At 44.0% G+C, this 18,917-nt stretch carries 20 protein-coding genes, 1 pseudogene and 1 other annotated feature; of the genes and pseudogenes, 10 read left to right on the top strand and 11 right to left on the bottom strand.

Annotated elements, in window-relative coordinates:
• The first annotated feature begins 89 nt into the window (after window positions 1-89).
• Entirely contained in the window at window positions 90-1,091 is a 1,002-nt protein-coding gene (gene ccpA, locus AB1L08_RS13920; protein WP_413065267.1) for a catabolite control protein A, read from the top strand.
• 32 nt (window positions 1,092-1,123) lie between these two features.
• Here the strand turns inward: ccpA and AB1L08_RS13915 are convergent.
• The 3 genes and pseudogenes from AB1L08_RS13915 to AB1L08_RS13905 form a co-directional block, all read right to left on the bottom strand.
• Window positions 1,124-2,284: pseudogene (locus AB1L08_RS13915) on the bottom strand (acetoin utilization protein AcuC); the annotation flags it as partial.
• A complete protein-coding gene (locus tag AB1L08_RS13910; RefSeq protein ID WP_413065266.1) occupies window positions 2,281-2,928 on the bottom strand; it encodes an acetoin utilization AcuB family protein in 648 nt (215 codons plus the stop codon). The pseudogene AB1L08_RS13915 and the gene AB1L08_RS13910, both read right to left, overlap by 4 nt.
• A gap of 30 nt (window positions 2,929-2,958) precedes the next feature.
• Window positions 2,959-3,591, bottom strand: coding sequence for a GNAT family N-acetyltransferase (locus AB1L08_RS13905; protein WP_413065265.1), 633 nt, complete (start codon window positions 3,589-3,591; stop codon window positions 2,959-2,961).
• A gap of 426 nt (window positions 3,592-4,017) precedes the next feature.
• On the opposite strand from AB1L08_RS13905, the gene acsA reads away from it, so the two are divergent.
• Window positions 4,018-5,736: an acetate--CoA ligase gene (acsA, locus tag AB1L08_RS13900; protein WP_413065264.1), complete on the top strand. Its 1,719-nt coding sequence runs from the start codon at window positions 4,018-4,020 to the stop codon at window positions 5,734-5,736.
• Window positions 5,737-5,853: 117 nt separating this feature from the next.
• Here the strand turns inward: acsA and AB1L08_RS13895 are convergent, their stop codons facing one another.
• Both AB1L08_RS13895 and AB1L08_RS13890 read right to left on the bottom strand, forming a co-directional pair.
• Window positions 5,854-6,297 carry a hypothetical protein gene (locus AB1L08_RS13895; protein WP_413065263.1) on the bottom strand — a complete coding sequence of 148 codons (444 nt, stop codon included), beginning with the start codon at window positions 6,295-6,297 and terminating at the stop codon, window positions 5,854-5,856.
• Between the two features lie 942 nt (window positions 6,298-7,239).
• On the bottom strand, window positions 7,240-10,245 hold the full coding sequence (locus tag AB1L08_RS13890; protein WP_413065262.1) for a transglycosylase domain-containing protein: 3,006 nt from the start codon (window positions 10,243-10,245) through the stop codon (window positions 7,240-7,242).
• Window positions 10,246-10,356: 111 nt separating this feature from the next.
• Window positions 10,357-10,571: a binding site (T-box leader), on the top strand.
• A gap of 54 nt (window positions 10,572-10,625) precedes the next feature.
• Between AB1L08_RS13890 and tyrS the strand changes: the two genes are divergently transcribed.
• Complete coding sequence (tyrS, locus tag AB1L08_RS13885) at window positions 10,626-11,888, top strand: tyrosine--tRNA ligase (RefSeq protein WP_413065261.1); 1,263 nt, start codon at window positions 10,626-10,628, stop codon at window positions 11,886-11,888.
• Window positions 11,889-11,973: 85 nt separating this feature from the next.
• Here the strand turns inward: tyrS and AB1L08_RS13880 are convergent, their stop codons facing one another.
• The 3 genes from AB1L08_RS13880 to AB1L08_RS13870 all read right to left on the bottom strand — a co-directional run bounded on the left by AB1L08_RS13880 (window position 11,974) and on the right by AB1L08_RS13870 (window position 12,724).
• The gene (locus AB1L08_RS13880; protein WP_413065283.1) at window positions 11,974-12,243 is read right to left on the bottom strand and encodes a phospholipase; all 270 of its coding nucleotides are present in this window, start codon (window positions 12,241-12,243) and stop codon (window positions 11,974-11,976) included.
• Between the two features lie 100 nt (window positions 12,244-12,343).
• Window positions 12,344-12,496 (bottom strand): hypothetical protein, encoded by a 153-nt coding sequence (locus AB1L08_RS13875; protein ID WP_413065260.1) that lies wholly within the window; start codon window positions 12,494-12,496, stop codon window positions 12,344-12,346.
• Window positions 12,497-12,514: 18 nt separating this feature from the next.
• The gene (locus AB1L08_RS13870; protein ID WP_413065259.1) at window positions 12,515-12,724 is read right to left on the bottom strand and encodes a hypothetical protein; all 210 of its coding nucleotides are present in this window, start codon (window positions 12,722-12,724) and stop codon (window positions 12,515-12,517) included.
• Window positions 12,725-12,914: 190 nt separating this feature from the next.
• Here AB1L08_RS13870 and AB1L08_RS13865 point away from each other — a divergent pair, with 190 nt between their 5' ends.
• The 6 genes from AB1L08_RS13865 to AB1L08_RS13840 all read left to right on the top strand — a co-directional run bounded on the left by AB1L08_RS13865 (window position 12,915) and on the right by AB1L08_RS13840 (window position 16,896).
• A complete protein-coding gene (locus AB1L08_RS13865) occupies window positions 12,915-13,052 on the top strand; it encodes an RAxF-45 family protein (RefSeq protein WP_413065258.1) in 138 nt (45 codons plus the stop codon).
• Between the two features lie 233 nt (window positions 13,053-13,285).
• A complete protein-coding gene (locus AB1L08_RS13860) occupies window positions 13,286-14,455 on the top strand; it encodes an ABC-F family ATP-binding cassette domain-containing protein (protein ID WP_489686527.1) in 1,170 nt (389 codons plus the stop codon).
• 232 nt (window positions 14,456-14,687) lie between these two features.
• A complete protein-coding gene (locus tag AB1L08_RS13855) occupies window positions 14,688-15,071 on the top strand; it encodes an ArsR/SmtB family transcription factor (RefSeq protein WP_413065257.1) in 384 nt (127 codons plus the stop codon).
• The gene (locus AB1L08_RS13850) at window positions 15,064-15,627 is read left to right on the top strand and encodes an SRPBCC family protein (RefSeq protein ID WP_413065256.1); all 564 of its coding nucleotides are present in this window, start codon (window positions 15,064-15,066) and stop codon (window positions 15,625-15,627) included. Before AB1L08_RS13855 ends, AB1L08_RS13850 begins: the two co-directional genes overlap by 8 nt.
• Before the next feature lie 27 nt (window positions 15,628-15,654).
• Window positions 15,655-16,134, top strand: a complete 480-nt coding sequence (locus tag AB1L08_RS13845; RefSeq protein WP_413065255.1) for an SRPBCC family protein — start codon at window positions 15,655-15,657, stop codon at window positions 16,132-16,134.
• 378 nt (window positions 16,135-16,512) lie between these two features.
• On the top strand, window positions 16,513-16,896 hold the full coding sequence (locus AB1L08_RS13840; RefSeq protein ID WP_413065254.1) for a VOC family protein: 384 nt from the start codon (window positions 16,513-16,515) through the stop codon (window positions 16,894-16,896).
• Between the two features lie 191 nt (window positions 16,897-17,087).
• Here the strand turns inward: AB1L08_RS13840 and AB1L08_RS13835 are convergent, their stop codons facing one another.
• Window positions 17,088-17,333: a hypothetical protein gene (locus AB1L08_RS13835; protein ID WP_413065253.1), complete on the bottom strand. Its 246-nt coding sequence runs from the start codon at window positions 17,331-17,333 to the stop codon at window positions 17,088-17,090.
• Between the two features lie 170 nt (window positions 17,334-17,503).
• Between AB1L08_RS13835 and AB1L08_RS13830 the strand changes: the two genes are divergently transcribed.
• Window positions 17,504-17,803: a hypothetical protein gene (locus tag AB1L08_RS13830; protein WP_413065252.1), complete on the top strand. Its 300-nt coding sequence runs from the start codon at window positions 17,504-17,506 to the stop codon at window positions 17,801-17,803.
• Window positions 17,804-18,116: 313 nt separating this feature from the next.
• On the opposite strand, the gene AB1L08_RS13825 is transcribed toward AB1L08_RS13830, so the two are convergent.
• Complete coding sequence (locus AB1L08_RS13825; protein ID WP_413065251.1) at window positions 18,117-18,215, bottom strand: putative holin-like toxin; 99 nt, start codon at window positions 18,213-18,215, stop codon at window positions 18,117-18,119.
• 271 nt (window positions 18,216-18,486) lie between these two features.
• Window positions 18,487-18,828, bottom strand: a complete 342-nt coding sequence (locus tag AB1L08_RS13820) for a tyrosine-type recombinase/integrase (protein ID WP_413065282.1) — start codon at window positions 18,826-18,828, stop codon at window positions 18,487-18,489.
• Between the last annotated feature and the right edge of the window lie 89 nt (window positions 18,829-18,917).

Below are 18,917 nucleotides of genomic sequence, written 5' to 3'. Positions count from 1 at the left end.
TCTGGCGTATGATTATGAAAGAAGTGAAAATCCTATATAATAAATGAAAATACATTGTATTGCAAGTTGTTAACAGGAGAGTGAAGAGGATGAATGTAACGATATATGATGTGGCACGAGAAGCGAATGTTTCGATGGCTACCGTATCAAGGGTGGTTAACGGGAATCCGAACGTGAAGCCCGCCACGAGAAAAAAAGTACTGGAAGTCATCGAAAGATTGGAGTATCGTCCGAATGCGGTTGCACGGGGGCTGGCGAGTAAAAAGACGACAACGGTTGGGGTTATTATACCAGATGTTGCAAATATTTTTTACGCCGAACTTGCCCGCGGGATTGAAGACATTGCGACCATGTATAAATATAATATCATTTTGAGCAATTCGGACCAAAACGTAAACAAAGAGCTGCATTTGTTAAATACGATGCTAGGAAAGCAAGTAGACGGGATTGTCGTCATGAGCCAAAATATTACGGATGAATTTGTCCAGGAGTTAAAGCGGTCTCCTGTTCCAATTGTACTTGCCGGCTCAATCGAGTCTTCCAATTCGCTCCCTTCTGTCAACATTGACTACAGACAGGCTACTTTTGATGCGACAACGCATTTTATCGGAGAGGGGCATAAAAACATTGCTTTTGTCATGGGGCCGATGCGTGATTTGATTAATCGCGGGCATAAGCTTGTAGGCTATAAGGAAGCATTGGAACAAGCAGGTTTGGAATTCAAAGAAGACTACGTGATTGAAGGCGAATATACGTATGACTCCGGCCTGGAGGCATGGCAAAAACTGAAGCGGCTTAACCCGAGACCGACAGCGGTTGTTTCGGGTGATGACGAAATGGCCCTTGGTGTATTGCACGGTGCCCAAGATGACGGCTTATCCGTTCCTGCCGATTTGGAAGTGATCACATCTGATAATACCAAGCTTACATTGATGGTGCGGCCGCAGTTGACAACGATTGTTCAGCCACTATATGATATTGGGGCTGTTTCCATGAGGCTGTTGACAAAATATATGAACAAAGAAAAAGTACAGGAGAATATCGTGGTTCTTCCGCACCGGCTGGAAATGAGAGGATCTACGAAAGCATAGCGGACAGGTTGTCTACCTGTCCGCCTTTTTTTCGTCTGTTTCAGTTGCTGCCGCAGGAAATACAATGCCCGTTCGACGGTTTGGGCGTTTTTTTCCGTGATTTCTTCCTTGCGCGGAATAGGCTTGTACAAATTTGTTTCATCCTCCCAATTTTTCGGCAGCTCAAAGGGTGCAAGCTTTTGCCAGCGATCCAGCCATTGTTTGGGCAGCGGGCCGGAAGCGTGCTGTCCTGTCATTTCCAGCCAAATAAGGGACCAGGCTCGGGGAACGACCCGCCAAATATCGTAGCCGCCCCCGCCCACGGCAATCCATCTCCCCTCACAATATTCATGGGCAAGCGTATGTGCCAGTTTCGGAATTTCCCGATATGTATTCATCGTAACGGACAAATGCGTCAGTGGGTCAAAATAATGGGCATCCGCACCATTTTGGGAAAAAATGACATCCGGTTTAAAATATTCGACAATCTCGCGAAAAGCCGTAGAATAGGCCCAAATAAAAGATTCATCCTCTGTAAACGCATCCAGCGGGATATTGAAAGAATAGCCATATCCTTTTCCCTGTCCCCATTCATTCGTGTTGCCGGTTCCGGGGAACAAGTATCTCCCTGTTTCATGAATGGAAAATGTGCATACGGTTTCGTCATCATAAAAGGACCATTGTACGCCATCTCCATGGTGGGCGTCTGTATCAACATACAAAACCCGTGCATGATATTTCTTTTGGATATATTTAATCGCCACTGCACTATCGTTATAAACGCAAAACCCGGAAGCTTTTCCTTTAAAGCCGTGGTGGAGTCCCCCGCCCAAATGCAAAGCATGCTCCGCTTTTCCCTGCATCACGTAATCAACGGCAGTCAGCGTACCGCCGACGATATAAGAACTGGCATCATGCATGCCCTCAAATATGGGGGTATCTTCGGTCCCGAGCCCGAAGCTCTCAGCCCGGCTTGGCGGCAAATGCCCGCCGCCCGCCTGCTTTACCGCATCGATAAATGCCGGGTCATGGTTCAGCAGGAGCTCTTCCTCTGCCGCTTTTCTCGGGATGATGATCGAGTCATTGGAAAGCGCCCCCATTTTTTTTAGCAAATCAATCGTAAGCGTAAGCCGGAATTGATTAAATGGATGATGTTCGGAAAAGCGGTATTTTAAAAGTTCGTCCGAATAAATGAAAACCGAATCTTTTTTCATGATGATATCCCCGGCAGATTGGGCCACAGTACCTCAAAGCCTTCTTTTTTTAAAGCTTCGATCATCGGGATCGGATTGATGGTAGCGACTCGGAAGACAAGGATTTGATATTTTTCATCATCCGGGTCGGGATAAACTAAAACACTGTGCAAATTGACGTGATGTTTTCGAAACACGCCCGCTGCTTCATAGAGCACCCCGGTTTTATTTTCCACCCGAATTTCCAACTGGGATCCCGGTTTATTCGCTCCCGTCAATTCAACCATCGTGTGCAGGAGGTCAGTGCTTGTAATGATGCCGACAAGCTTCCGGTCGTGAATGATCGGCAGACAGCCAATTTTATAATCGTAAAAAAGGACTGCCACTTCTTCCACGAAATCGAGCGGATGCCCTGTGACCACATTTTTGGTCATGATTGTGGACAAAGGGGCGGAGAGATGTTCCTTTAATTCTTCTTCTTTTAAAAAAGAAGGAAGGGTGCTCTTAATATCGCGTTCTGTTACCAGGCCGACAACTTCTTTCTCATTGTTGACAAGCGGAAGGTGACGCATGTTATTTTTACGCATGAGGGCCAGGGCTGACTTGACATTATCCTCCGGAGAAAGGGTCAATACGTCTTTCGTCATGATTTGCTCGACAATCATCCAACTTCACTCCTTTGTTCGCTTTTGAAGCTAATACATGAAGCGGTTCGTAAACCGTAAACGGTCAAATTGCTCTATTGACTGCTGATCGACTCTTTTTCCGATTCTTGCCATCAAGCAGTTGGCAGGATGTGAGCATATTTCCGGATCATCCGTCGCATACCATTCCAGGCCGCCTGCCTGCATCATTTTTTCCATCACTTTTCGATATTCCCACACGTTCAGCCCGGATCCTTTTAAATCCCAGTGCCAATAATACTCTGTAGTAATAATGATGTAATCTTCCATGGCATCGTCCATCATGGAAACTTGCAATAAGCCTTTTCCGATGCCTTCACCACGGTAGGCAGGTATCACTTCAATGGCTCCAAGTTCGATCAAATTTTCCATATTGCCCTCTGACCAGCGCTCAAGCGGGTCGGGATATACGTATGTAACGTAGCCGATCACGGTATTATTGTCTCGGGCAACAATGATGCGTCCTTCTGGCAGTGCGGCAATCTCCACTAGCGCTTTGTGCTGCTCCCGGGGAGGCCGGAAAGAGATCAGATCTTTATGAAACTCCATGTCTTGGAGGGATTCGCTGCTGATGGGGCCCTCGATCAGGACATTCCCTTTTCGGGTTTTCACCTCTAAGGCATTATACGTTTTTTTATGCTCCATTCAGGCACCTCCTTATAAGTCGATTTCCGGACTGCACATTTCTTTTTCAATGGTTAAGAAAATATTAATTTGCGCTTTCGCAAATTTAGACCAAACTGGCTTCTGACCTCTGACTCTTAGCGTTTTTTAAAAGTAAAGAAAGCATTCCTGTAAGAAAATTTTTCTTCAAAAGAGTATTTCTATGTTTAGCTCGCCCCTAGAGGTCATAATCAAAACACTCCGGAGGAGGGGCCTCCTGGGTGTTTCTCCTTGTTTCCCGTGCTGAGCAGGGCGGTTGCGCTTTTCTTTATTATACACGAATGGTACAACGCTTACATTTGTGAACGGCATTTTTTATCCATCATTTGGCATAAATTTGAACTAATTGTGAATCTTTCCCTTTTGTATTATAATGGGTAAATAGTTCTTAACAGGGGGGATTACTGCATGGAAATACAACGCATTCCTGCTGGCCAGGGTCATTACAATTTGCAAAATTATGATGAAGCACGGGAAACATTTCTTTGGGAAGAAACTGAAAAGCATTTTTCCTGGGCTGAAACCGGCCGGGTAAACATGGCCTATGAAGCAATTGACCGTCATGCAGAAACATTTCGGAAAAACAAGGTCGCCCTTTATTACCGGGACGAATCAAGAAATGAAAAATATACGTTCAAAGAAATGAAAGAGCTTTCGAATAAAGCCGGAAACGTTTTAAAAACATACGGCGATGTAAACAAAGGAGACCGTGTTTTTATTTTTATGCCGCGTTCTCCTGAATTATATGCTTCCATTTTGGGAGCCATTAAGCTTGGTGCGATTGTGGGTCCCCTGTTTGAAGCTTTTATGGAAGGTGCCGTGAAAGACAGGCTCGAAGACAGTGAAGCAAAAGTGCTTGTTACGACGCCTGAATTGGTGGGAAGGGTACCGGTGGATGAACTTCCTGCCCTGGAAACGATTTTTCTTGTTGGGGATAATATTGAAGAAACCGGGCCATTTGTTGATTTTAACAAGAAAATGGATGAAGCGGACAAGCAATTGGAGATTGAGTGGGTTGACCGGGAAGACGGCCTGATTCTGCATTATACGTCCGGGTCAACAGGAAGGCCGAAAGGTGTTTTGCATGTCCATAACGCCATGATCCAGCATTATCAGACCGCCCGCTGGGTGTTGGATTTGCAGGAAGAGGATGTGTATTGGTGCACGGCGGATCCCGGTTGGGTAACGGGGACTTCCTACGGTATTTTCGGCCCTTGGCTCACGGGTACTTCGAATGTCATTACAGGCGGCCGTTTCAAACCGGAAAATTGGTATCAAACGATCGAGGATTTCGGCGTTACGGTCTGGTACAGTGCCCCGACTGCATTTCGGATGCTGATGGGGGCTGGGGATGAGCTTGTTCAAAAGTTCGATTTATCTTCGCTTAGGCACATTTTAAGCGTTGGCGAGCCGCTTAATCCGGAAGTCATACGCTGGGGACTAAAAGTGTTTCACAAGCGTATCCACGATACGTGGTGGATGACGGAAACAGGCGCTTTGGTCGTAGCCAATTATCCTTGTATGGAGATTAAACCCGGATCAATGGGGAAAGCGATCCCGGGGGTGGAGGTCGCCATTGTGGATGATCAGGGAAATGTTTTGCCTCCGAACCGCATGGGGAACCTTGCCATAAAAAAAGGCTGGCCGTCGATGATGCGGCAAATTTGGAAAAATCCCCAAAAATATGATTCTTATTTTCTTCCCGGCGGCTGGTATGTATCGGGAGATTCCGCCTTTATGGATGAAGATGGATATGTTTGGTTTCAGGGCCGTGTCGATGACGTCATTATGACATCGGGCGAGCGGGTGGGCCCGTTTGAAGTGGAGAGCAAGCTGCTTGAACACCCTGCGGTTGCGGAAGCCGGTGTGATCGGGAAGCCGGATCCTGTCCGTGGGGAGATCATTAAAGCATTTGTTGCACTGATGGAAGGCTACGACCCAAGTGAGGAATTGAAGGAAGACATTCGCCAATTCGTCAAAACAGGGCTGGCTGCCCATGCCGCACCGCGTGAAATTGAATTTCGGGACAAGCTTCCGAAAACACGAAGCGGCAAAATCATGCGCCGTGTTTTGAAAGCATGGGAACTCGGATTGCCGACAGGCGACTTGTCGACGATGGAAGATTAAAGAACAGGGGGGCTTCGTTTTGAAAGTCCCCCTGTTCTCTGTTATTTTTCAGCGTTTCTGGGGTATATATCACTTCATGGGGGTTTATTTCTTTTTTACAAACGGCGCTTGTTAAGCTTACTTAATTAGAAAATTGGGTAAGATAAAGTATCTGTGCTTTGGAGATAGCGTTATGGTATCTTCATGTGTTCCGTTTGTATCCTCCCACCTTAAACTCAATACATATGTGTCATTCTTGTTGTTCAGTGTTTTAGTTGTTGTAAGATATTCAAAAGGCCGGCTTTTTTTAATCGTCTCATCTCCTTCCCAATTATGAATAACCGTACCATTTTTTATCAGGGAAGCCTTTAGAATATGAATATCCTCATCATAATTAGAATAAATCTTTCCACTCCAATAGCCTTTTGGTGAATTCATTTCACTTGTAAAATTCGTTTCCCACATGCTATCATCAGATTTTCCTACCCACTTAGGGGGTTGGTTAATAGAATAGACAATCCAAATGATTAGAACAACAAAAATGATGAAAGGTATATACATGAGCCCCTTATTCGTCACCATTTTTCCCCCATCCCTAATTTCCTTTTGTGTGAAGCTTTTATAAAGAAAAATGTTATGATCAGTCTATTTTTAATCACCCTATAGGAAAGTTCATTAGTCTTTTTAAAAAATCAGATATATTAGAAGCAGTATATAGTTTCTTTATTAAATATAATTGTAGTGGATATTTTGTAAGAATTAAACAACTTTTTTGGAAATGGTGATTAGATGGATAAAAGGGCGCGACGACCCCATTATTCATTTGGAAAAACCTCCTATTTTTGCAGAGTAAGCATAAGTTTTTTGGCTTAACATTTTGAACAAAGACTTTTGTTGGCTAGCTATGGCGGACAGGACGTCCTTTTGCCGCCGGGGCAACAGGATATGGAGATCTAAGGCTTGCCAGTGCCTACCCCTCGATGTCACAAGCTGCTTCCTTATTCGCATGCGAACTGCCTTATTGGGAATCGTCTTGTTTGTCTGCGCTTAGCAAGGAGCTTTTCTTATCAGTTCCATTACGTAGAAAGGTTCTACGTGACCGAAAAAGAGCTAAACTTGACATTTGGGTCACGTAGAGAGGTTCTAAGTGACCGAAAAAGGGGAAAGCCAGTCATTTGGGTCACGTAGAGAGGCCCAGGGATCCGAAGAAGGTTAAAATCGATAATCGAGTCACTTAGACGCGTTAAAAAGAGCCTGAATTCTGGTGTTATGTAAAATAGGTGGTTTTGATGTTCAAAGCGACCCAGTGGGTGGGCCCGAATAGAGGGGCAGAGCGTTTAGTACTGAAGGATTTTTGCTTTTTTTTGTGAATATGATTGACAGTTGGTTAATCACTAATTAAAGTTAAGTCTTCCCTCGGGGATTTGTCTTATATTTGCAGCCAATACTGGCGCATTGCGCTTTCTTAATGGACAAATCAAAGCGAACCCGCTCTGCCATGAGTGCGGATTCGCTTTTGGGATATTACTGATTATTAGGTTCCTCTTTTTTTTCTTGATCATTATTTCCGCCGTTTTCATTCCCGCTGTTTCCATTCCCGTTATTTCCATTCCCGGGATTTTCCTTCTCTTGGTTATCTTTTGGCTCTTCCTTTTTCTCATCATCTTTCGCTTGGTCTTTTGGCTCCTCTTTTTTAGGCGGGATTGGTTTTTCTTTATCTGGAGCCGGCGGTTCTTGCACTTGTTTTTCTTGTTGTTTATTTGTTGGTTTCTTGTCGTCAGTATCTGTTTTCGCTGCTTCTTTTTCTTCCTTTGCTTCAATCTTGTTGGACGGTGCTGATTCCCTTCCCGCAATGTCCACGGCAACGACATAGTAGGAACCGCTGCCGACGCGATAGGACAGAGAAGAGCCGGATACAATAGATGCCACCTTTTTGCCAGATGCGGAATAGACTCGGTAACCAACGACATCATGGCTCGGAGATTCTTTCCAGGTAAGCAGCCCTTTTGAGATGGAAGTTGTAACACTTGCCGGTGCTTTTCCGTCGTCCTTCAGGATGGCTCCGGCTGCCAGCAAGTTTTTCCACCTTGGATCGTTGTCGGGAATCAAATAAGACGGATCAGTAGATCTTCCAAGCGTTATTCGTTTCACGAATTCCGGACTGAGCATGCCGCCCGGCATTGTAAATTCTCCGGGTGTGGAAGGCAGGGCCATGTATTTTTTGCCTTTGACCATGACGTATCGTCCATTTCCCAAGCTGTCATCGACCTTGGTCGGTACAAATTTCGCATTAAACAGGTCAGATTCAACAAGGCCTGCTGCCGAACAGGCTTTTGATGGAAGCAATCCGGAAACGGCACAATAGGAGCGCCGTACAATGCCTCCCGGCATGGTGAATCTTTCTTTTGGTTTGATCAAGTCCGGAGCTGCGTCATATGCGCCATTCATTAATCTTGCCCAAATACCGAGGTTGCGTCTGCCTTCGCTTCCATCATTGGAAAGAGGAGCAGGTGTTTTGTATCCAATCCATGTTCCGAGAGTCACATTTGGGTTCGACGCAATGAACCATGCATCATTGGGTCCATTCGTTGTTCCCGTTTTTCCCGCCCAATCTGCTGAAAATTTCAGCATTCCAGGGACAGAGGCGGCTGTTCCATATCTCAGTACATCCCGCATCATGTCAATCATCAAGTATGATGTTTGCGGACTGAATACATCGACAGGCTTCGACTTATGTTCGTACACAACGTTTCCATCGTGGTCGGTTATTTTTTCAATCATGTAGGCATCGACGAATTTTCCGCCGTTGGCAAACGTTGCATAAGCATTTGTATTCTCTTCCACCGTTACACCGACTTCCATACCGCCCAGTGCAGTCGCCATGTTGACATGGTCGCCCTTTGTTAAGGATGTAAAACCCATCTTTTCCAAATACTTGGCAGGGTCATTGTTAACGGTTTTTAAATACGTATAAATCGCGGAAGCATTGTGCGAATGTGCAAGCGCTTTTCGGGTCGAAACAAGTCCGTAATACCGGCCTGAATAGTTTCTGAATACTTTTCCTCCGCCTGCTGAGATCGGAATATCCGCCACGACAGCACCCGGTGCACTGAGACCCATTTCCATGGCCGGCGCATAGACGAGCAGCGGCTTCATCGTTGAACCATTTTGCCGTACTGCCTGGGTGGCGTGGTTCGTTTCTTCCAATTTATGGTCGCGGCCGCCAACAAAGCTTAATATTTTACCTGTCTTATTTTCTATTAAAATAGCGCCCACTTGCACTGGCTCTTTGATTTCCTCCAATTTTCCCGTTTCCGGATTTCTCTCTTGTCTTATTTTCGTATAGCCGTAATTATCGTACTCATCTTTTATTTTTTGATGAATATCATATATTTTTTTATTGACCGTTGTATGAATGTGGTAGCCGTTTTGCCTGATATCCCGGGCAGCCAATGTATCATATTTTCGATAAAGATCCTTGTCCTTATCCAAATCTTTTTTGCTGTAGCCGTCTTTTTTCGCCAGGATTTCCGTCAATATTTCTTTGCCCCGTTTTTCAATTTCTGCAGTCAAGTATGGATATTTTTCATAAGCACGCGGCTGCGGCTTGATAAAATCGGAAACGATATCATAATTGAGTGCTTCCTCATATTCTTTTTTAGTAATGTACTCCTCGGCGCGCATCCGGCTAAGGACCGTTTTCATCCTGTTTAGACCGGGTTCAAGAAGCGATTCTTCCTTTAAGCCGCCCCCAACCGCAAATGGAGTGTATCTAAAAGGACTTTGTGGAAGCCCTGCAATAAAAGCGGCTTGCGGCAAATTCAATTCTTTGGCATCTACCCCGAAAATGCCCCTTGCAGCAGCCTGGACTCCGCCAATATTTTGTCCGGAGGAATTTCTGCCAAACGTTGTCACGTTTAAATAAGCTTCTAAAATTTCATCTTTTTCCAGAAATTTTTCAAGCCTTAAAGCAAGCAGGATTTCTTTTGCTTTACGGTCAAAAGAAACTTCGTTCGTTAAAATCTGGTTTTTAATAAGCTGCTGTGTTAATGTACTGCCGCCGCTTTGGACGGAAGAGTTGGTTAATTCTTGGAAAATGGCCCTCATTAAAGCTTTCGGAACGACGCCTTTATGCTCGTAAAAGTACTCATCTTCCGTTGCAACGACCGCTTTTTTCAAATAATCCGAGACATCTTCAATTTTGACTTCTTCCCTGTCAATGTCCGACTGCAGTTTTCCCAAATAAACATTGTTGGAAAAATATAATTTCGATGTTTCTTCATAATGGTAAATATCCTTTTTCATACTGGCAGCAGGACGGACTTTTTCATCTTTTACAAGCGATGCAAAGTAGCCTGCCCCCACACCTCCGGCAAAGGCGCCGCCAAGTATTAGGAATATCGTCAAGAGAAGGATCAAGTTCCAAATGACGCCATATGTAATCCGGAATCCTTTCATCCATTCTTTTTTGTCGATCGTTGAAGCACGTTCCTTCATTTGCTCCCATTGTGCTTTCAAAAAATTTTTCATAAAAAATACCTCCTGAAATCAAAACTATTATAGCACAAGGGAAATATTTTTTTCGCAAGAATTTGACATAGCAGCGCAATGTAGCTACAATATTTTCTATACAATGCGATACATCAGGCTAGGAACGGATCAAGTAGTCGGCTGTCCCTGTTATGAAGAGAACCGGTGGTTGGTGCAAACCGGGACAAACAGCATGGTGAATTACCTCCGGGAGCTTTTGCCGTGAACAAACAGTAGCGGCGAACGGTGCAAACCGTTATATCGATGAGCGGGGAAATGCAATTTCCCAAGTTGGGTGGTAACGCGGTGAACAAGTCGTCCCTTCGTGCAGAACGAAGGGGCGTTTTTATTTATTTTTAAACAGAAGGCAGGGAAAAAGGTTGGAACAATTATTGGATGATTTAAAGTGGCGTGGCATCATTTATCAACAAACAGATGAGGAAGGTATAAGAGAAATTCTTGAGAATGAAAAAATTTCTTTATACTGCGGTGTCGATCCGACGGCTGACAGCATGCATATCGGGCATTTATTGCCGTTCTTAACGCTGCGCCGTTTCCAAAAGCATGGGCACCGTCCGATTGTTTTGGTCGGGGGATTTACCGGGCTGATAGGTGATCCGAGCGGCAAAAAAGAAGAAAGGCAGCTGCAGACGCTCGAACAGGTAGAAAAAAATGTTCAAGGGATCAAGGCCCAATTGGAGAGAATTTTTGACTTCACCGGAGAAAACCGTGCAACGATGACAAACAATTTTGAGTGGCTCGGTGGAATGGATTTAACGACATTTTTGCGTGATTTTGGCAAGCATATCGGCGTGAATTATATGCTTGCCAAAGAAACGGTTGCCACCCGTCTGGAAACAGGCATTTCATTTACGGAATTCACCTACACATTACTGCAGGCCATCGACTTTCTTCATCTTTATAAAAATTTCGGCTGCAAAATGCAAATCGGCGGAAGCGATCAATGGGGGAACATTACAACGGGCCTGGAATTTATCCGCAAAATGGCAGGTGATGAGGCGAAAGCCTACGGTTTGACGATTCCGCTCGTAACGAAAGCGGACGGAACAAAATTCGGGAAAACAGAAGGAGGCGCCGTTTGGCTGGACCCCGAAAAGACGACGCCTTACGAGTTTTATCAATTTTGGATCAACACGGCGGATGCCGATGCTGTTCAATATTTAAAATATTTCACGTTCCTTGATCGGGAAGAAATCGAAGCACTTGAAAAATCACTGGAGAAGGAGCCGCATCTTCGGAAGGCGCAAAAGGCGCTGGCCGAAGAAATGACGCGCTTGATTCATGGGGAAGAGGCGCTTCGGCAGGCGATCCGGATTACCGAAGCACTCTTCAGCGGCAACATTAAAGAGTTATCGATTGAGGAAATTGAACAAGGCTTTAAAGATGTTCCTTCATATGAGCCTAAAGGTGAAAAAGAAAATGGGCTCGTTGACCTGCTTGTGGCTGCCAAGATTTCACCCTCTAAAAGGCAGGCGAGGGAAGATATCCAAAATGGCGCCATTACCATTAACGGAGACCGGATCACCGACATCGGATTTGAACTTGGCGAAAAAGACAAGCTTGGTGGAAAATTCACGATTATCCGCCGCGGAAAGAAAAAATACCATCTGATCAAATACTAAAAACAAAACTCGGCAGGCTGCAGATGGCTTGCCGGGTTTTTCCATATAAAAAAGACCAAGAAGGTTTCAGTTTTCAGCAGCTGTATCAGCCGCATAAGAACGTGGTCTTTAGGCGCATAAAGTTGTACATAAGAGCACTGGCCCTGCCTTTTTGTGTGTACGGTTCGATTTTTGGTTTCAAACAATGCATAAACTCATAATCACATGCACATGGATGGACACCGCTGCGAAGACAGTAGTCGTGTCTCATGCAGCAGGCGTCTACATCGTTTACGGGAGCCCCTGGCCCGCTGCAGCCGGGACCGCACCAATTGTAGCCGGGAAATATGCAGAAACCCGGCTGTCTTCTTCCCATTCTGGACAACAACAACACCCCCCTGTATTAAAATATGAGAGAGGTGCAATATTTGGAATGGCATGAGCCTTTTATCCATTTGAATGGGTTCTATTTATTGTCACTCTTTTTCCCGCTGCGATTTTTGCTCCTTGCATTCGTTTCGGCTGAGTCTATTGCCGGAACTGTATTCGTAGCCGAAATTCAATCCGCCCGTTTTATTTTCATAATCGCCCGTTGTGACTTTATATTGCTTTTTTCCTTTTTGAACCATAAAGGATGCTCCTTCCTTTTAATAGGATTGATCCCTGTCATCTTCTTTTATGGAAGCCTGCACTTCTTCCTGGTCCGGCCTTTTAAAGCCTTTATCCGGCTTGCCGGCATTTTCAATGTCGCCTGAAGTCTCATAACCGCCTATATTTTTATTGGATGTCGTTCCGTAAAGGCCCATGCCGCCCAATTCGGCATTTACATTTTTTCTGATTTTGTCTTTCTTATCCAATTTTTCCACCTCCTATCGCTAATATGTCCTTAAGGGAATAAAATATGAAGACAGTTTTTTTCATTTGTTTCATATTGGATGAAAAAGAGAAGATGGCAGGAAGGATATTTTTTATGGCGAAATGGTTGAAAAATAATTTTAGAACTTATAAAATATAAGCAAATCACGATGAAACGGAGGTGGGGAAGAGATGTTGAATCATGCTGTTTTAGTGCACGGATTTTGGACGGAATTCTTATTGTTTAACCGTGCAAAATTTGCTGTTGCAGTTGTTAACGGGATACGTATGCCCTTTTTTAGCAACTTCATAGCAAATCTAAAACGGTGAAAACATCTCTAAACCCACAATATATATGAATGGTTGAAGAGGAGCTTTTCATGCTCCTTTTTTTATTTGGGATTCGGCATTGTGAACATGTGAATGTCCTAAGTATGTATACAACTGGGGAATCGCCTGCGCCCAAGAGCCTGGCGCTGTCCAAATTGTTCATTATAGTCATGGGGAAGGTTGTTTCCCTATGGCTTTTTTTGTTTATTTAAATGAGGGAGGAAGTATATATCATGATTGCCTGCAGTGTGAATCAAGTGAGCAAGATGTATGGAGGAAATCTACTATTTGACAATATATCATTTGAAATTCAGGAAGGGGATCGAATTGGGTTGGTTGGCCGGAATGGCAGCGGCAAGACGACGCTATTGAAATTATTGGCTGGTGAAGAAACACCAGATTCGGGTCTCATCCATTGGAAAAAAGGCATTTCCATCGGCTATCTTGCGCAAATTCCGGATTATCATAACGAATTGCTTACTAAAGACATTTTAAAGACTGCTTTCTCAGAACTTTTACAAATGGAAGTAAAGCTGAGGAAACTTGAAGAGGAAATGGGGCATGAATCAAACGAAGCAAAACTGGGGGAGTTAATGGAGCATTATGGTAATATGCAAGACAATTTTTCAGTAAAAGGCGGATATGAAATAGAGGCCAGTATTGAAAGAATCGTTAATGGCTTGAAGATTCATGATTTATTGGATCAACAATACTTGGCCCTCAGCGGTGGAGAAAAAACAAAGGTAGGCCTGGCTTTTATCCTTCTTAAAAATCCGGATTTATTATTATTGGATGAACCGACTAATCATTTGGACTTGGCGACGGTGGAATGGCTGGGAACCTTTTTGCAATTTTATAGTGGAACGGTCGTTGTTATTTCCCATGACCGTTATTTTTTGGATGACGTCGTAAATAGAATCTTGGATTTGGAGGACGGAAAAATAGGAAGTAATGTTAAAATCGGCTATTTATCCCAGCATGTTTTTTCAGATTTTATCGATGATACAGTGATAGATGCTTTTCGCAACGAGGTAAGGGTGACTGAGGAAGAAGCCAGGCACATTTTAGCGAGATTTTTATTCTACGGGCATATGGTCTTTCGAAAGGTTTCACAGCTCAGCGGTGGGGAAAGAATGAGACTTCGTTTGGCTCAACTGATGCATCAAGACATGAATTTACTCATTTTGGATGAACCGACGAACCATCTGGACATTGATTCCCGGGAAGTGTTGGAAGATGCGCTTGAAGATTATAATGGCACTATTTTAGCTGTTTCTCATGACCGTTATTTTCTCAATAAGTTGTTCGAAAAGATGTATTGGATTGAATCAAAACAAGTTTATTGCTTGGAAGGAAATTATCACCGGGCCAGGGAGAAAATGGCTGAGAAAAGAAAGCACTAAGTCCTTTCTTATCGGTAATTTCCTGTGTAGTAAGGAGGCACTTGAAAAATACAGAAAGAAGGAAAGTATGAAGTAATTGTTTCGCCTGCGTTGTTTTTAGTAGGCTGTCTTTTTTATTTGTGTCGTTGTGGTTATAAGGAATCTTCCTTCTTTCCATTTTTTATTTGGATCGAATCAAACGATAAGATCTCACCGTTTTTGCTTATTCAACCTAATGGTTGACAATCATGTTGTGTCCGTTATACTTAACCACATGGTTGAACAACAACACGAAAATCTCGACCACATATTCCACGCCCTCGCCGACCCGACCCGGCGGGAGATGCTCCATCAGCTGTCCATTCATGAGCGTACGGTGACCGATTTGGCCGCGCCATTCAAAATGTCACTGGCGGCAGCGTCCAAGCACATCAAGGTCCTGGAGGAGGCAGGACTGCTCCAGCGGACGATCCGGGGTCGCACGCATACTTGCCGACTCAATCCCAAATCTTTGGCCGCCGCCCACGAATGGATTCGCTTCTACGAGCGTTTTTGGACCAATCATCTTGATGCCCTGGAGCGCGAGCTGAACAAGCCTGAAAAAAACACGACACAAGGAGGAATTGACAATGAATGAATTTGGGGTTGTTACTGAACCCGGGACCGTACGCTTCAAACGCGTGCTCCCCGGCCCGATCGAACGCGTCTGGGCCTATTTGACGGAATCAGAGAAGCGGGGAACGTGGCTTGCTTCAGGGCTGATGGAACTGCATGTAGGCGGGAGGGTTGAGCTGAATTTCCGTCATGCCGACCTTACTCCGCACAATGAGCCGACACCCGACCGGTACAAGCAACACGAAGGAGGCCACACTAACCGCGGGCATATTACGCGCTGTGAGCCGCCCCGCCTACTTAGCTTTACTTGGGCCGAAGGGTCTGGAGACGACTCGGAAGTCACATTCGAGCTGACTCCACGTAATGGGGATGTGATCCTCGTACTGACGCACCGCCGTCTCGGTGACCGTACAACGATGCTGAGCGTCGCCAGCGGCTGGCACACCCACCTCGGCATCCTTGTCGACCATCTATACGGTCGTGAACCGAGACCTTTTTGGTCGACACACACCCAGATGGAAAAGGAGTACAAGCGGCGTCTAGCTGTCAATCCGAATGGAACTTTGCATGAGGAATGAACAATAAACGACGAAAGGAGAATTAAGATGGTGACATTGAATCATATACCGGTTGTTAAGTCAGAAATGCTTATTCGCAGACCGGTTGAAGAAGTATTTGAAGCTTTTATCGACCCGGAGATAACGACAAAGTTTTGGTTCACCAAAAGCAGCGGAAGATTAGAAGAGGGAAAGCATATTAGGTGGGAATGGGAGATGTACGGCGTTTCCGATGATGTTCATGTAAAAGAAATCGAGCAAAACAAGCTGATTCGGATCGAATCATCGGACAACACCAAAACCGAGTGGGTATTTACTCCACGAACAGAAAACGAAACATTTGTCTCGATTACAAACTCAGGGTTTACAGGCAATGGAGATGATATAGTAAACTATGCCATTGGTTCAATGGGAGGATACACGATGGTTCTCTGCGCGCTGAAGGCACTTCTTGAGCATAACATCACTCTGAATGTTGTAGCTGACAAGGCTCCTGATGACCACGTTTATTCAGGACCAACAAAATGAGTAGATCATTAGTGGAAAATCCAAATCAAAAGATTATCACGTTTTAAACTTTCGATGGAAATGCTGAAGAAGCAATGAATTTATACATCTCACTGTTTGACGAGTCAGATGTTCCTTGAAAATAAAGCTCTTTACTGACTTGGATTTAACGGAAACAATATCTTATTAACAAGTCGGCCGGCTTTAATAATTAATAGGAGAGATGTATTATGTGGTATAATATGGGAAAAGTCACTATGAAGGGGGAGGGTATTGGTATCATTTTTCTTAAACAAACGAGCCATTTTTTAGAATAAAGGAGTAAATTTTAAAGGATATTTAATGGATTGGACAGAATGGGTATTCAGGCAAAAAACTTTTAAGGGCAGGTGTTAATTAATGAGTGGAGGAACAAACAATCATATTCGCCATGGTTTTGGTACTGTTCGGCCTTATCTCTATGGACATCTTGATTTACTTGACTTTGTTAACCAGGTATTCGAAGCAGAAGAACTTGAGCGTCACAAAACGGGAACGGGTTTTCACGTTGAGGTGAAGATTGGTGATGCTGTAGTCGTGCTAGAAGTTGGTGAGTCATTTAAAAATGCCACACAAGCCTCTATTTATGTGTATGTTAATGACACGGACGAAGCATATCAAAGGGCTATTCGAATGGGCGCACAATCTCTTGAGGAACCGACGGACAAGCCATATCAAGAGAGAGGGGCAGGAGTAAAAGATACTTTCGGTAATACATGGTGGATTTCTTCCTATATTGGCTAAGGCTGTCCCTTTGAAATAAAAGCAAAATATTCGTACAAACGCTATTTGTCCAGGGGTCATTTATACGCCAATGACGAATTGATCTTTTTGCTTTTTCAGTGAGTTCGGTTCGGTTCTTTGCAATTTCTAGTAAGCTTAGCTGGTCAGCATGATGAATAACGGGAACAACTGATCCACCAGAAATGGCTATTTTAGCAATCGGAAAAGCAAAGGATCAGCCAAAAACTCTCTAAGCTCCACTTTTCCCATTCGTCTTTATAAGCTTGGGGTTCTGCCAACTCTACAAGATGACCGTATCCCCATGTAATATAAGCTTTATCATTAAAAAACTGTTTATCCTCAATTTCAATATATCCATCCTTTGTGACTGCCTTTTTGAATGCCGTCGCGTAATCCCTAGCTTGTGACGGTTTTTCAGATAAAATGACTGTACCCATTATTGTCCCTTCCTTTTCTTATGATACAATGAAAAAGATAAATGGCTGTCTCGGGCGTGTGGTGTGCGTCCACATTTAATATGGGACAGCAAAACACCATAAAAAAGGCTACCTTCTTGCGCAGTTGGTAGTCTTTTTTATTTTAGGGCCTGGCGGTCGCTTGGGGGAGGATGGCGATATGTAGCGCCTGTCAATCGAACCGTGGAAAACCGGAATGGAGCGATAGCGAAATAAGGATATGCCGCGAAAGTCGATTGACAGGCTCACTACACCCCAACCCTCTTGGCATTGTCAAAACCTTGAAGATGACTTTGTTGGAGGAGAAAGAGACGGACGGAGAAGGCGGGCAAGGTTGGTTTGCAGATGCCGGGAAGTATGGGATTGGGATGAGTGTGATCATGATCGCGACCGTGACCGCGATCTATTTATTTGCCGTTGCAGGGAGCGGGACGACTAGCAAACGACATTAAACAGGCCCGGCACTTATCAACCGGGCTTAAAATAAAGGTTATCCAGGCGTAAAATAATATACTATGCAGCGAGGGGCTGTCCAAAAAGCCCCTAAAATTCTTTCATAAAAAATTAGAAACTTACTTTCATAGCTGTATTTGATTATGTTTTCTTTACAAAATATCCGGGTATGAATATAATAGAGGTATACAGCATAGAATAAAAAAGGGACACCAGGTGACAACTGGCATCCCGGGTATACAGCTACACTGCATGAAGTGCAGCGACCCAGCTGAAGAAATAGCTTTCCCGCTCGGTCAAAGCAAGGGAGAGCTATTTCATTTTATATAGAGAAATAGCTATGGCGATCACTGACACGATTAGGCTTGAGAACATGATCATCAAGACTATTGCATCATATAAGCTCACCATCAGCGTCACCTCCCCTCTATAGGGAAGTAGTCGCTGCCCACCCTGCTTATGTAGCTGCATACCTGTATTATATCATGAAAAAGTTATCATTTGGAAATTATTACCCATCCCAAAACCTTGCTTTTGGATGCATAAACAAAAAGCCCCAAACCTTGATTTAACAAGGTTTTGGGGCTTTTAATAATGCTTTGCCAGGGCATAAAAATTAGCGTGAGTAGTGTTCTACAGCATTTAAAAGCCTTATATATCAACGTTTACAGACTGTTTAAAATCAATTAGCCCCAATTTTAGCCCCACTTGCCAGACTCTCACTGAATGCAACTACTGCTTTATCCTCTAATTCTTTGAAGGAATGAGAATATACATTGTAAATCATTTCAACAGTATTGCCTAAACGGTCAGCTATAGTTTTAGGTGGGATCCCCATGTTAATTAATATCGTTGCATGAGTATGCCGTAACCCGTGCGGTGTAATCCGCTTAATATGAATATTGTCTTTCTCCAATTGTTTATATATACGTTCAAATAAATATTTAGAAGTATTTGCTCCCATCGGTGTACCACCCTGATATGAAATGAAAACATAATCCTTCTTTTTATCTACCCTGAAAATATAACTAACGAACTACCCTGAAAATATAACTAACGAACTGCTAAAAAAAGCAATACTAAGCTAACCGGCTATACCCTAATTTCCAGAAA

The sequence above is a fragment of the Siminovitchia jepli genome, assembly GCF_047228825.1.
Lineage (GTDB): Bacteria > Bacillota > Bacilli > Bacillales > Bacillaceae_C > Siminovitchia.
The sequence above is the reverse complement of the archived record's forward strand: the minus strand, read 5'-3'. Positions and strand labels throughout refer to the sequence as shown.